This is a genomic window from Chloroflexota bacterium (genome assembly GCA_035652535.1).
Taxonomy (GTDB): domain Bacteria; phylum Chloroflexota; class UBA6077; order UBA6077; family SHYK01; genus DASRDP01.
The window spans coordinates 40,026-53,194 of the sequence record DASRDP010000112.1 but is presented as its reverse complement, the minus strand read 5'-3'; the positions used below and the strand labels follow the sequence as shown (position 1 = coordinate 53,194).

Below are 13,169 nucleotides of genomic sequence, written 5' to 3'. Positions count from 1 at the left end.
ACGACCGGAGCGCGCGCGCCGTGTTAGAGGTGGCAATTGAAAAGCGCCTCCGCGACTTCGAGCTACGGACCGCCTTTTCGGCGGACGACGAGCTTATCGTCCTCTTCGGCCCATCAGGCGCTGGTAAGTCCGTCACCGTGAGATCGATCGCCGGCATCATTACCCCGGATGCCGGCTCGATCAAGATCGACGGTCGGCCCGTCTTCGACGCCTCGCGCGGAATAGACGTCCCGATTCAAAAGCGGCACGTTGGCTATGTCCCACAACACTACGGGCTCTTCCCACACTTGAGCGTCGGGGAGAACGTCGCATATGGGCTCGCAGGGATCCCGGCAGACCGTGCTCGGGCGCGCGTCAGCGACATGCTCGGGCGCCTCGATCTCGCCGGGTACGAGCGTCGGCGCCCGCGCGAGCTCTCCGGGGGACAGCAGCAGCGCGTAGCCCTGGCGCGCGCACTGATCACCGAGCCGCGCGTCCTGCTCCTCGACGAGCCCTTTTCCGCCCTTGATTCGATGCTCCGGGCACGGCTCCGCAGGGACCTGCTAACGATCCACCGACAGTTTCCGGTTACGACGATCTTTATCAGCCACGATCTCGGCGAGGCGTACACCCTGGCCGACAAGATCGCCGTCTATGATCGCGGCTCCGTCCTCCAGGTGGGGAGCCGCGATGACATCTTCCGCCGCCCGGCCTCCGGCCGCGTGGCTCGGCTGACCGGCGCGTCCAACGTCTTCCCAGCACGCCTCGTCGCGCGAGCCGAGCCGCACGGGCGCGGAGTAGCCTGCGATGAGCCCGAGCGCGGGCACGGTCTTCGCGTGCAGCTCGCCGGAACGGACAGCATCCTGGCGGCGGAAGACCCCGGCGGCCTGCTCCAGGCCAGCGTGTCCATCTGCATTCGGCCGGAGGCGATCGTCGTTGAGGACCTATCTACCGCGGATCGTCCGAATCGCATTCGCGCGCGCGTGCTCGATCATGTGCCGGGGGCAACGAGCGTCACGCTCTTCTGCGAGGCATCGGCATCGCTCGCGGGCCAAGGGCGAATCGAATTTGAGGCGGTGATCCCGGCGGAACGCTTCCGCATTCTGAAGCTCGCGAACGGAGCCGAATGCGTCTTGCACCTCCCACCGGCGGACCTTTTCGTCCTTCCGGACGACGAATCGAATGGATGAGATAGCCCGAGCGCTGGCCGTGGCCACCGAGGCCGCGGTCGCCGCGGGGTCCTTGATCCGAGAGGACTTTCACCGGCCCGGGGGCGCGCGCGGACACGACGATCACGCTGAGGTCGACGAAGAAGCGGAAGTCTTGATCCGGGGGAAACTGCTCACAGCCTTTCCGGAGTGGGGCTATCGCGGCGAAGAGACCGGGAGCGCCAACCTTGACCCACCGCCACGCTTCATCTGGCTCGTTGACCCCAACGACGGCACACGGTCGTACCTCGAAGGCTACCGAGGGAACGCGGTCTCCATCGCCCTCCTGCGCGACCGAGAGCCAGTCCTCGGCGTCGTCTTTGCGCCGTGCGCGCCTGATGACGATGGTGACTTGATTGCCTGGGCCGAAGGGTGCGGCCCCGTCACCCGAAACGGCGCCCCCGTCGCCCCGCCCGCATGGCACGAGCGAATTCGCGACGGCGACTGCGTCCTGGTTTCGGTCGACGCCGACAACGACGCGCTGGTAAACAGCCGGATTCTTGCTCCGGGGCGCTATCGGATCATGCCCAGCATCGCCTATCGGCTCGCTCTCGCGGCGGTCGGCGACGCCGCGATCGGGACAGGACTGAAGGGCGCTGGCGACTGGGACTACGCGGGCGGCCAGGCGCTTCTTCGTGGAAACGGCGCCGACATGTTCGATCAGCACGGTGTTCCGGCGGTCTACACGGCGGAGGGCGAAAGCCATTGTCGCGGCTGCTTCGGTGGCGCGCAGGGCCCGATCCGGCAGCTCCTGTCGCGTCCCTGGCGCGAGATGCTGCCGCGCCGTCACCGCCACGACCCGACCGGCCTGATGCCGCCTTTCCCCACGCTTCCGCCCGGACGTCACGTGCGCGACGCCGCCTCCCTGCGACGCGCCCAGGGATGTCTCCTCGGACACTTCATCGGGGACGCGCTGGGAAGTCTGGTTGAATCCCCATCGGGGTCAACCGCGCCAGCCAGGCCCCCCGAGAGTCCGGTCGAGATGGGAGATGGCGGGCCGCTCCAAACCCTGGCTGGGCAACCGACGGACGTCTCCGAGCTTGCGCTGACCCTCGCTCACACCATCGATCGCGCCCGCCGGTACGACGACGAGCTGGCCGCGCGAGCGTACGCGTACTGGCTCCGGTCGCAACCATTTCGGATTGAAGGAGCCACCGCGACGGCGCTTCGTGCAGCGCCGAACATCAGCCTGCCACTCCTCGTGCGGTCGGCGGACGGCGGCTACCGCATCGCCGCGGCTCATCGAGATGGCAGCGTCGAGAGCGTCGCGGCGTCCGCCCGCGCGGCTGCCGACGCGGCCAGCACCGGGTTCGGATCGCTGACCCGCGCGAGCCCTCTGGGGATCTTCGGCCACGCCATGGAGCCGGACGACCTCGCGTCGATCGCGCGGGCGGATAGCGCCCTCACCCACCCAAACCCTATTTGTCAGGACGCATGCGCGGTGTACGTTGTTGCCATCGCTCACGCGATTTCGACCGGCGCGGCAGCACGCGACGTCTACCGTTTCGCGCTAGACTGGGCGGAAAGCGGGTGCCAAACGGCCGAGGTTCGCGGCGCCCTCCGGAACGCGGAGGTCGAGCAGCCATCTGGCCGCGCGATCACTCGAGCGAGCGCCCTAACAGCCCTGCAAATCGCCTTCCATCAGCTCCTTCACGCACCGGGCGCTCAGGAGGGGATCGAATCGGTCGTCCGGCTGCCGGGCCCGGCCAGCGCGCACGCGGCGGTGGCGGGCGCGCTCCTGGGCGCCGTACACGGTCGCGAGTCGCTCCCCGCCCGCTGGCGAGGTCTGGTGCTGACGTGTCGGCCCGTCGCTGGCGCGCCGGGCGTGAGGCGACCGCGCCCGGAGGTCTTCTGGCCGACGGGCGCGCTCGAGATGGGTGAGCGGCTCCTGTGGGTCGGAGCAGCGGACCTCGCGTGAGGCGCGCCCTCCTTGCCGTGGCCATTTTGGCCATCGCTGGAGCGGCCGCCTGGGGGCTTCTCGATTCGACTCGACGAGGCCAGACGATCGTTCGCGAGCTGCCACCGGCGGCGCGCGACGAGGCGTCCATCGGAGCCGCGACGGGCGCCTGGTATGAGCTGCTCTTCACGTCGCCGAGCTTCGCAGAGGGGCCGGCAGCGCGGCACAACTCCATCGAAAAGCGGCTCGTCGCCATGATGGACCAGGCAGAGCGAACCCTCGATGTCGCCGTCTACGAATTCGACCTACCATCGGTGGCCGACGCAATGGCCCGGTCCGCCCGCCGAGGGGTCCAGGTTCGCATGGTTACCGACAGCGACACGCTCAAAGACACGGGTCACGCTGCTACCCAGAAGGCCATCGAGACACTGCAATCGGCTGGCGTTCCCATCGTCGACGACAACCGTCGGCCAATCATGCACAACAAGTTCACCATCGCCGACGGCGAATGGGTGGAGACTGGCTCGTGGAACTACACGATGAGCGACACCTTCAGAAACAACAACGACGCCATCTTCGTGCACTCACGCGACCTGGCTGCCAACTTCGAAGCGGAGTTCGCGAAGATGTTCGACCAGCGGAAGTTCGGAACAGCCAAGTCCGCCGGCGTCCCGCACCCATCGCTCTCGATCGCGGGCGCCCACGTCGAGAACTATTTCTCTCCGGAGGACAAGCCCGCGACCCACGTGATTCGCTGGATAGGGAGCGCACGGCAACAGATCCATTTCATGGCGTTCTCCTTCACCCACGACGGCATCGGCGATGCCATGCTCGAGCGGGCCCGCGCGGGCGTGTCCGTCGGCGGCGTGTTCGAAGCGGAGGACTCAGAAACCCGGGCGTCCGAGTTTCCGCGCATGAAGGAGGCCGGACTCGACGTGCTGCAGGATGGCAACCCGTGGAGGATGCACCACAAGGTAATCATCATCGACGAACATGTGAGCCTCTTCGGGTCGTTCAACTTCTCGGCGAGCGCTAATCGGGCGAACGACGAGAACCTTCTGGTCGTCGACGATCCCGGGCTCGCCTCAGCCCTCGAAGCCGAGTATCAGCGCGTTCGAGCCACCGCAATCAGCCCCCCGTCGCGACGCGCGGGGTCTTGAGACACCCGGGCAAACGGTAAAATCGGATGCGATAACGCGAGATTGGCGCGAATACGCTCCGCGTTCCGTAGCATGCATGCACTGAGGTTGGGAATGAAGCGGTGGATGTACTCTGCGCTCATCGCCACCGCCACGTTGGTTGGATGCACGCAAAACGGGGCACTTTCGCCGGCGCAGCGATCGGCCACGCAGGCAAGCGGCGCGTCGCCAGGCTCCCGGGTCCTCACGGTCGGCATTGCGAATGAGCCGCCGAGCGTCGGTGCCGTCGCCCCCATCGCGGGGGGCTTCGGCTCGAGCTTCTCGTATCGACCGTTTAACGAACTGCTGGAGATCGTAGATGACCGCGGGATCGCGCACCCCGCGCTAGCGGAGGCGCTGCCAGTACTGAACACCGATACCTGGCAGGTCTTCCCGGATGGCACGATGCTGACGACGTACCGCTTGAAGCCGAACCTCACGTGGCACGACGGCGCCAAGCTGACAGCCGACGACTTTGTCTTTTCATATCACGTCCTGATGACGCCCGGCCTCGGATTCATCAACGGAAAATCGGCCCCGCTCAACCATATCGACGACGTGCAGGCGCCGGACGAACGAACCATCGTCATTCACTGGACGAGCCCGTTTCCGGGTGCGGACGTCCTTCAGCAGGGAGGATCGATCCTCGGCCTGCCGGCGCTCCCGCGCCACATCCTCGAGGGCGTGTACCGCGACGGCAGTCCGGATGCATTCGGCGCCCATCCATACTGGAACACCGCTTTCATCGGGACGGGTCCGTACAAGCTCGACCGTTGGGAATTCGGATCCTTTATCGACGCGTCGGCATTTGATGGCTACGTCTTTGGCCGCCCGAAGATTGACCATCTCAAGATCCTCTTTGTGGAAGATCCGAACGTGGCGCTCTCGTATCTGCGCGCGGGAACCATCCTCTTCGCCACCGATAGCGCCATCGACTTTCCCCAGGCTCTCGAGCTCAAGAAGGATTGGGGGCCAACCCATCGGGGCGTCTTCCAATACACGGCCCGATCGCTCCGGTCTATCGTGTTCCAGTTCCGACCCGAATACGTGAATCCAAAATCACTCCTCGACGTGAGAGTTCGTAAGGCAATTGCGTACGCCGTGGACAAACAGGCCATCAATGAAGCGCTTTTCGGCGGTGAAGGCCAGACGATCGACTCGATCTTCGACAACCGGGCCGATTTCTACCCTCAGATTGACGCCGTCATTACCAAGTATCCTCTGGACTTGCGTTCAAGCGAGCGGCTGATGAACGACGCAGGGTTCCGCAAAGGAACCGATGGCACATATTCCGGGCCTGACGGACGATTCGTCGCCGACTATCGCTCGGGGATTGGCGCCGAAGGCGACGCCGAGCGCGCGATTATCGGCAACACGCTGCGTCAAGCCGGCTTCGACGTCACAGAAACTCCTCAATCACAGGCGCAGTCGCGCGACGGCGAGGCGCGCGGCACGTTCCCGGGTATGTACGGTCAGTCCACCGGCGCCGGGGAGAGCAACCAAGTCGCGAGTCTCTCCACGGATCAGGTTGCCGGGCCGGCAAACCGCTGGACCGGCCGCAACCGGCAAGGCTGGTCCAACGCCCAGTTCGACGATCTTGCGCAACAGCTCGATACGACCCTCGACCGGAATCGGGGGAACCAGATCCGTGTCCAGATCGCCAAGCTCGTCAGCGAGGAAGTTCCCGAGATCATGATGTTCTGGAATCTCAATCCCGAAGTCTTCGTCTCCGACCTCGAAGGCCCCGTTCAGACGGCGCTCCTGGCAACCGGCGGTGCGAGCTGGAACATGTATCAATGGGAGCTGCGGTAGCCCTCGAGCCAATTGCGTGCCACCGTGAGGTTCAGCGAAGCTCCCACTCGTGGATGTTCCAACTGATGTTCCCCTCCGGCGGAGCAATGGCAATCCCCTTGAGCTCCGAAACGTACACCCATGGCTGGCCGCGGATCAGGAGCGAGATGGATTGCATGTCATCCGTCATGACGTGGACCATAGACGTCACCTGGGCCTCGCGCTCTTGAAAGTCCAGCGTCTGCGCGAACGCCGACGCTAGCCGATCGAAATCGGCGTTCGACCAGCCTGACCGGTTCGCGCCCGCCCATCGCGTATCCTGGGTGCCGATATTGGCGCTGGTAAACCCCAGCAGGGCGCTGCCACAACAGTTCTGGCTGTTGCTGAACGTCGCCGGGAAGGTGGCTCGCTTTTCGGGATTGCGCGCTTCAGACGCGGACAGCACGTTCTCCTGCACGTCGAAACCGGCTTGTCTCCATCCAGCGGCTAGGATCGACATCTCCGACTCGTTGTCGCTCCCCGCGTTCGTTTCGGTGAGCCAGCTCAAGCGACCGTCCGTTGGGCTCGCGTAGACGCCATCGGGACCTTTTCGAAACCCCGCTTGCTGCATGAGCTGGTCCGTCTGCTTCAGGTCGTACGGGTACTTCACCGCTCCCTTTTCGGCGGCAGGTCCCCAGATCGACTGCGGCGCGACGAGGCTGTCCGTGGGAGTGGCGAGGCCGTAGTACAGAGCATCGTTGAGCGCGTTCTTGTCGACCGTATGGGCCAACGCCTTCCGAACCGTTCGGTTGAGGAGCGCTTGCGGCTGCGCGATGTCGGCCCGATTCTGGAAGTGCACGGCGCGCCACTGGTTCGGATGAATGACGACGTTCCCCTTCCCTTGCGGGATCCAGTCCTGCTTCAGCACCTGGACTTCCGGCAGCCCCATGGACGTTCCGTCGGTCATGAGCACTTCGCCCGCGAGGATCCGCGACAGGACCGCGCGCTCATCGCTGCTAAAGTCCAGGCGGATTTTTCCGATTTTCGGTTTCCCCAGGATGTGCCTGTCGAACGCCTCGGCCTCGATGTAGGCGCCAGGCTCCCATTGCGTCAGGCGATAGGGACCCAGCCCCACGTATTCCCGCGTCCAGAACGGATCGGCGACGAAGGCATCCATCGCCCCGCTTCGGAACGAATCTTCGAGAATGTGGCGGGGAAGGGGCGGAAACTCCGTGTTGAGCCCGTCCGTAAACGACACATCGGGGTACGGCTCTTTCCAGTGGATCACGAGCGTGCGCGAGTCTTGCGCGACGACGTCTCGGATCGATCGGAACGGGGAAGCGCCCGATTGACCGAACTCTTTCGTCGAGTACACGTTCCACGCGAAGACGAAGTCGTCGGCATCCAAGGCCGCACCATCCTGCCAGACGACGTTTGGTTTGAACCGATAGGTCGTGGTCATCGTGCCGTCGGGACTGAGCTGCCAGTTATCCGAATTGAGCTGAGGAAGAGCATCGACGAGATATGGACGGACCTTGCCGTCACCATCAAGCAGACCAATGCTCGCGTTGAACATGCGGCTGGGGAGGTAGAGTCCGATCCCGGCCGTCTGCAGCGGCCGCGTCGTGATCGTCGGCGGCTCGACCCGAATCGCCACCACGAGCGTTCGCCCCGATGGCGCCGCGGGAGGCTGGCTCGCGCCCGAGCCGGAGGTGCCCGGGGCCGTGGAGGGCGCACATGCCACCAGCACAGCCATGACCACGGCGCACGCCAGGAGTCGATGCGCCAGGCCGGTCAAGTCCGTCGCCCTCCCGATCCGCGCTGCCAGCCGCGGAGTCGCGCCCTCCGAATGCGCTGTCGCGATGGCGCCCTGAGGTTGCATGCCGATAACCTTCCCTTCCCCCGCCGGGTAGCGCGGTACAATCGCAGAACGGTTCCAAGCAGCGTAGCGCGGAGCGAATCGTAGTGACAAGGGGCGATTGTGCGATGAGCGTAGCGACCAGCGCGTTCACCCGAGAGCCCTGGACCCGGTGAACACTCCCGCCGTCCAGGACGCCGCCGTGGCCGCACCCGCTGCCCGCGCCAACCAGAGGCTCGAACCGGCCGGTTCGCTGCCTGAGTCCCCATCGCTCCTTCGGCCGCTGCGGCACCGCAATTATCGCTTCTACTGGCTCGCGCAGTTTCCATCGGTTCTCGCCCAGAACATGCAGCAGGTGGCTCTGGCATGGCTGGTCCTCCAACTCACCAACTCTCCCCTGCTCCTCGGTGTCACGGGCCTCATGCAATCGGCTCCCCAAATCGCGCTGTCGTTCGTGGGAGGGGCCGTGGCAGACCGCATGGACCGGCTCCGCCTCCTCATGACCACCCAGGCGACCACCGCGCTCCTGTTTCTCGCCCTGTCCGTGCTCACCCTCACCGAGCGCGTGCAGGTCTGGGAGGTCATGCTGTGCGCGTTCCTTCTGGGGTGCGTTCGATCCTTCGATCAACCGAGCCGCCAGGCATTGATCCCCCTCGTCATCCCGCGCGAAGAGATCCCGAGCGCGGTGCCGCTTGGCAATACCGTGTGGCAGGGGACAAGACTCGTAGGCCCGGCGTTCGCAGGCATGCTGATCTACCTCATCGGCGTCGGTCACACGTTTCTGGTGGCGTGTATGGGGTTCGTCCTTGCGCTCGGCCTTTTCAGCCGCATACGCGTGGAGCAGCCGCCTGCACAAATGACCGACCGCGGACTCATCCGCAACATGCTGGATGGCATGAATTTTATTCGGACCAACCAGATCTTCTATGCGCTCATCGGCCTCACCTTCTTCAACAGCGTGTTCGGGATGTCGTACGTTCTGCTGCTGCCGATCTTTGCCCGCGACATCCTCAACGTCGGATCGCAGGGCTTCGGCTTGCTCGAGTCCGCGGCCGGCCTGGGTTCGCTCCTTGGGACGATCGGCGTGCTTTACCTGGCCCGGTGGGGGCGAAGCGGCATCCAGGCCCTGGCGGGCTCTGCCGTCTTCGGCGCGCTCCTCATCGGATTCGCGCTCTCACCCTCGTACGCCCTCTCGCTCGCTTTCCTCTTTCTGGGGGGCGCGGCGAATCAGATGTACATGACGACCATCAACACGAGCCTGCAGCTCAACCTGCCCGAGGATTTTCGGGGGCGGGTGATGGGCGTCTGGGGCCTCACGTGGAGCCTCATGCCCTTCGGCGGCACCATCGCCGGGGGCATCGCGGAAGTCTCCAGCCCCCAGATAGCCATCGCGCTCGGCGGCGCGCTCGTCGTCGGGCTCGCGCTATTTATTGCGGCTGCGCTTCCCGACGTCCGGGGCCTGCGTCAGGAAGTCCGATCTACGGAAGGCGCCCCACTGGGACGGGCGCCGCAATGATCCCGGCGATGTAGGCGCGCGTCACCATCCGCTCCACATCACGAATGCTTTTCACCGCGTCATCGCCCTTCGCGATCGCCGCGAGGACCGGCGCGAGCTGCGCGTCATCAAGCTTCTGGAGCGCGGCTCGGTGGCGCGCGACCTCCTCCAGCACGTCCTTCGGCGGCGTGCCGAACTCGTACGGGAGGAAGCGGTCGACGATCGCCTCGTCAACCAGGTCAATCCGATTCGTGGTCAGGACTACGGCCGTGCGCGACGTATCCAGCTCGTCGATCGCGTGGAAGAACACGCTGTTCTGGCTGAAGTGCCATTCTTTAGCGCCGCCCGAGCTGCGTGCGAGGAACAGGCTCTCCACATCGTCGAACAGGAGCACGGTCCGGCGTGTCGGGTCCTCCTCGTGCCGGTGGCCGTGGAACTCGCCCTCGCGCGCGTACTGGAAGAGCTTCCGAAGCTGCTCTTCGCTGTCTCCGTAACGTCCGCGGGCGATATCAGCGCCGTCCACGATCACCAGCACGACGTCGTCGCCGGCCAACTCGGGCGAGAACGGATCGTGGCCGTGGATGTGGGGCTCCTCGTGCACGTGATGGTGGCCGATGCCGTCCGCGTGCTCGTGGCCATGCGTTTCGGATACCTGGGCGATCTCGCCGGCGAACAAGTCTCCGCCGAAAATCCGTGCCAGCTCATACGTGAGGCGGCGCCCCATGGTCGTCTTGCCGATGCCGACGCCGCCGTAGAAGAGAAATCCTTTGAGCGCGCTGCGCGTGATGTCATTCCGCCACTGGTGAGCGACGATCGCCGTCGTCTCCGCCAACACGCGTCGGTATGGGGCGCCGACGATGTCGTTCGCGCTAACGGCGGTTCCATCGGCGCCGGGCTCGCCGAGGAACGGACCGAACTCCTGGAACAGCCTGGAAGGCCGATAGAGATTGACGTCCGAGTCTCGCATTGTCCGTCCGTCCCCCCTCAGGCTTCCACCGAATGTCGTTCCCAGAGCGATGGATCGCTGCCATCGAGGCGCGCCGGCTCCTCGTACATGGGAAGCGGATACAGACAGAAGCTCATCAGCTTGTACTGGCTCTCCCACATGTGCATCCGGATGATCACCGCAATGTTGTCTGGATCGGCGTTGAAGTGCTGGTGCCACGACCATTTCGATACCAGGGTGGCATCGCCCGCGGCCCACTCGTGGCGCTCGCCGTCGATGACGCTGTAGCCCTTGCCGTCGACGCAAAACAGCACCGCCTCACCCCCGTGGCGGTGCTTCGATTGCCAGCCACCTGGCGCTATCTGGAACATCACCATGCTCAGCCCGGTGCCATGGAAACCCTGGCTGATGTCGACGAGAAACGTGCTCCTCGTCCCCTTCTTGTTGAGAAGCAGCGTCTGCTCCTTGAAGTGAGTCACGAGCGTCCCCGTAGCCAAACGGCGCTCGTTCTCGGCGGCGGCGAGGATGGCGGCTTCGTATTCCCCCGATTTTCCCTCTACGGCTCGCGCAATCCGCTGCAGCTCGGTGTCCGGGAAGAAGGGACCGCGGGGCTCGGCCTGGCCGATGTCATCCATGCTGTCAAGGTGGAACAGATCGAAGAGCGGGGCGTCGCTGATGCTGACGAAGCGCGCCGGCGTGTTCCCAGTGTTGACCGTGTAGTGCCAGGTGTTGGTTGGAATGTACACCGCGTCCCACTTACCCCACGTTGCGCGCCGATCATTCACGACCGTGTACCCTTCGCCTTCGAGACAGAACAACTCGGCGCTGTGCGTGTGCCGATGGGTGCTCGTGCGAGCGCCCGGCTCGATCTCGATCATTCGCGTATCGATCACGCGGGACGGGCACTGGCCGCCCGGCCCGATGAGGGTGCCGTACGAGGCATTGCGCAGCGGGGAGTACGACATGCGCAGATTCCTTGCGTACGCCATGACCTTGCGATTTCGCTCCCAATCGTCGACGTCGGCCGCGCGCCGCTCCATCTGGATGTCGTAGTGAGTTTGAACCTCCCGCGCTCGCTCTCGCACCGATCGCTGCCTCCGCACAGAAATCTCAAGGCGCCGCGCCGCGCCCACTCATGCTCGCTTCCAAGTCTATCTCATCCCTCGACAGCGGCGCAGTGCGCACTCGGAAACTCCGGAGCGCGCCCTGCGTCCCCGCACAAGAAGCCATTGACCGGTCCGTCGCCGCTGAACTATGCTTGCGGCATGCACGAAGCTGAGCGGCGCGCGCAGACCAAGGACGACATTCGTGACCCCCGCCGACGCCGCTCGACCCATTCCATCGCAACTCGCGGGTCGTGCTGAAGCAGGACCGAACGCCGCCGCATCGAGTGCGCCAGCCAGTATGGGCTGTAGCCGCGCTCCCGCACTTCGGCTCCCCGACCACGGATCCTTGGCCGTCCGCGCCATGTGCGTAGCCGGAGCGCGCGGGCGGTGAGCATCGAATCGCGGAATCCGGCCCCGGCGTCTCCGGGTGATGCGCCACCGGGTCGCACACCGGTTGCCGCTTTGCGCCACCGGGACTTTCGCACGTACTGGACCGGATCCGTCATCTCGAGTATCGGAAGTCAGTTCACCTCGGTCGCCATCGCCTGGCAGATCTACGAGATTACGAACTCGCCCCTTCAGCTCGGGCTTATCGGTCTCGCCCGAGGTGGACCGACGCTGGTGCTGCTGCTCTTCGGCGGACTGCTGGCCGACGCCATCAACCGCCGCAAGCTGATGATGCTGACCCAAATCGGTCAGATGTGCGTTTCCGCCAGCCTCGTCCTCTGCACCTTTGCCGGCGTGATCTCGCCCCCCGTGCTGTACGGGGCAAGCGTGCTGCTCGCGCTGTTCGGATCATTCGAGAACCCGGCTCGGCAGGCGATGGTCCCGAATCTCGTGCCCCGTCACGAGCTGACGAATGCCCTGGCGCTGAACAGCTCCCAGCGCCAGGTGGCGACCATCGTCGGTCCGTCGCTCGCCGGCCTGGTCCTGGCAGCCGCCGGCCCGGTCCTGTGTTACGCGGTCGATGCAAGCTCGTGGCTCGCCATGCTGGCTGCGCTCCTCATCATGCGGCCGACGGCCCAGATCGCTGCGGGACGGCGCGCGGTATCGCTCCAGTCGTTGCGCCAGGGTCTCGCCTTTGTGTGGGCTCACCCCGTGATCCTCTCGCTCATGGCGCTCGATTTCGGGCAGAACTTCTTCGGCAACTCCCGGGCGCTCCTGCCCATTTACGCGCGCGACATCCTGGAAGTCGGTCCGCAAGGGCTCGGGCTCCTCTACACGGCGACCTCGTTCGGTGCGCTCGGGATGGCGGCGTTTATCAGTGTTCGGCCGCAGGTGCGCCGGGCGGGGATGTGCGTCCTTGCCAGCGTCGCCGTCTACGGCGTTTTCATGGCGCTCTTCGCCATTTCGCACACGTTCTGGCTCTCGTTCCTCATGCTCGCCGGGGCAGGGGCGTCCAACTCGTTGAGCAACGTACTCCGGGGGACCATCAACCAGCTCATCACACCGGACGAGCTGCGCGGGCGTGTCACCAGCGTGAACAGCATGTTCACCAACACCGGCCCGCAGCTTGGACAATTCGAGGCGGGGACGCTGGCATCCGTCGTGGGCGCGGAGGGGGCGACCCTGGCGGGAGGCCTCTTCGTGGGCGCCCTCGCCGTGGGGCTGGCGACCGGGACCGTATCGGTCCGTCGCTTTGAAATCGGGGCCGTCCATCGTGCGGACGCGACCCCCGCGCCTGACCGAGCAGTGCGCGTCGAACGTACCGGCTCGGGAGTCCGCTAAGCCC

General features: G+C 65.3%; 9 protein-coding genes. 6 read left to right on the top strand and 3 right to left on the bottom strand.

What is annotated here, in order from left to right:
- Positions 1-20: 20 nt before the first annotated feature.
- The 4 genes from VFC51_13940 (at position 21) to VFC51_13925 (ending at position 6,074) form a co-directional block, all read left to right on the top strand.
- Positions 21-1,169 carry an ABC transporter ATP-binding protein gene (locus VFC51_13940; GenBank protein HZT08124.1) on the top strand — a complete coding sequence of 383 codons (1,149 nt, stop codon included), beginning with the start codon at positions 21-23 and terminating at the stop codon, positions 1,167-1,169.
- Entirely contained in the window at positions 1,162-3,105 is a 1,944-nt protein-coding gene (locus VFC51_13935; GenBank protein ID HZT08123.1) for an inositol monophosphatase family protein, read from the top strand. The genes VFC51_13940 and VFC51_13935 overlap by 8 nt, the downstream gene beginning before the upstream one ends.
- Positions 3,102-4,244 carry a phospholipase D-like domain-containing protein gene (locus tag VFC51_13930; GenBank protein ID HZT08122.1) on the top strand — a complete coding sequence of 381 codons (1,143 nt, stop codon included), beginning with the start codon at positions 3,102-3,104 and terminating at the stop codon, positions 4,242-4,244. The genes VFC51_13935 and VFC51_13930 overlap by 4 nt, the downstream gene beginning before the upstream one ends.
- A gap of 93 nt (positions 4,245-4,337) precedes the next feature.
- On the top strand, positions 4,338-6,074 hold the full coding sequence (locus VFC51_13925) for an ABC transporter substrate-binding protein (GenBank protein ID HZT08121.1): 1,737 nt from the start codon (positions 4,338-4,340) through the stop codon (positions 6,072-6,074).
- A 31-nt stretch (positions 6,075-6,105) separates the two neighbouring features.
- On the opposite strand, the gene VFC51_13920 is transcribed toward VFC51_13925, so the two are convergent.
- On the bottom strand, positions 6,106-7,914 hold the full coding sequence (locus VFC51_13920; protein ID HZT08120.1) for an ABC transporter substrate-binding protein: 1,809 nt from the start codon (positions 7,912-7,914) through the stop codon (positions 6,106-6,108).
- A gap of 178 nt (positions 7,915-8,092) precedes the next feature.
- Here VFC51_13920 and VFC51_13915 point away from each other — a divergent pair, with 178 nt between their 5' ends.
- Entirely contained in the window at positions 8,093-9,406 is a 1,314-nt protein-coding gene (locus VFC51_13915) for an MFS transporter (protein ID HZT08119.1), read from the top strand.
- Here the strand turns inward: VFC51_13915 and VFC51_13910 are convergent.
- Both VFC51_13910 and VFC51_13905 read right to left on the bottom strand, forming a co-directional pair.
- Complete coding sequence (locus VFC51_13910; protein HZT08118.1) at positions 9,369-10,352, bottom strand: ATP-binding protein; 984 nt, start codon at positions 10,350-10,352, stop codon at positions 9,369-9,371. The two genes, VFC51_13915 and VFC51_13910, sit on opposite strands and share 38 nt — an antisense overlap.
- 17 nt (positions 10,353-10,369) lie before the next feature.
- Positions 10,370-11,416: a cupin domain-containing protein gene (locus tag VFC51_13905; GenBank protein ID HZT08117.1), complete on the bottom strand. Its 1,047-nt coding sequence runs from the start codon at positions 11,414-11,416 to the stop codon at positions 10,370-10,372.
- Positions 11,417-11,824: 408 nt separating this feature from the next.
- On the opposite strand from VFC51_13905, the gene VFC51_13900 reads away from it, so the two are divergent.
- The gene (locus tag VFC51_13900; protein ID HZT08116.1) at positions 11,825-13,165 is read left to right on the top strand and encodes an MFS transporter; all 1,341 of its coding nucleotides are present in this window, start codon (positions 11,825-11,827) and stop codon (positions 13,163-13,165) included.
- Positions 13,166-13,169 lie beyond the last annotated feature (4 nt).

What these genes read in the sequence shown, in the direction of transcription:
- VFC51_13925 (HZT08121.1), top strand. Translation starts at nt 4,338, where the DNA reads ATGAAGCGGTGGATGTACTCTGCGCTCATCGCCACCGCCACGTTGGTT.
- VFC51_13935 (HZT08123.1), top strand. Translation starts at nt 1,162, where the DNA reads ATGGATGAGATAGCCCGAGCGCTGGCCGTGGCCACCGAGGCCGCGGTC.
- VFC51_13920 (HZT08120.1), bottom strand. Translation starts at nt 7,914, where the DNA reads ATGCAACCTCAGGGCGCCATCGCGACAGCGCATTCGGAGGGCGCGACT.
- VFC51_13910 (HZT08118.1), bottom strand. Translation starts at nt 10,352, where the DNA reads ATGCGAGACTCGGACGTCAATCTCTATCGGCCTTCCAGGCTGTTCCAG.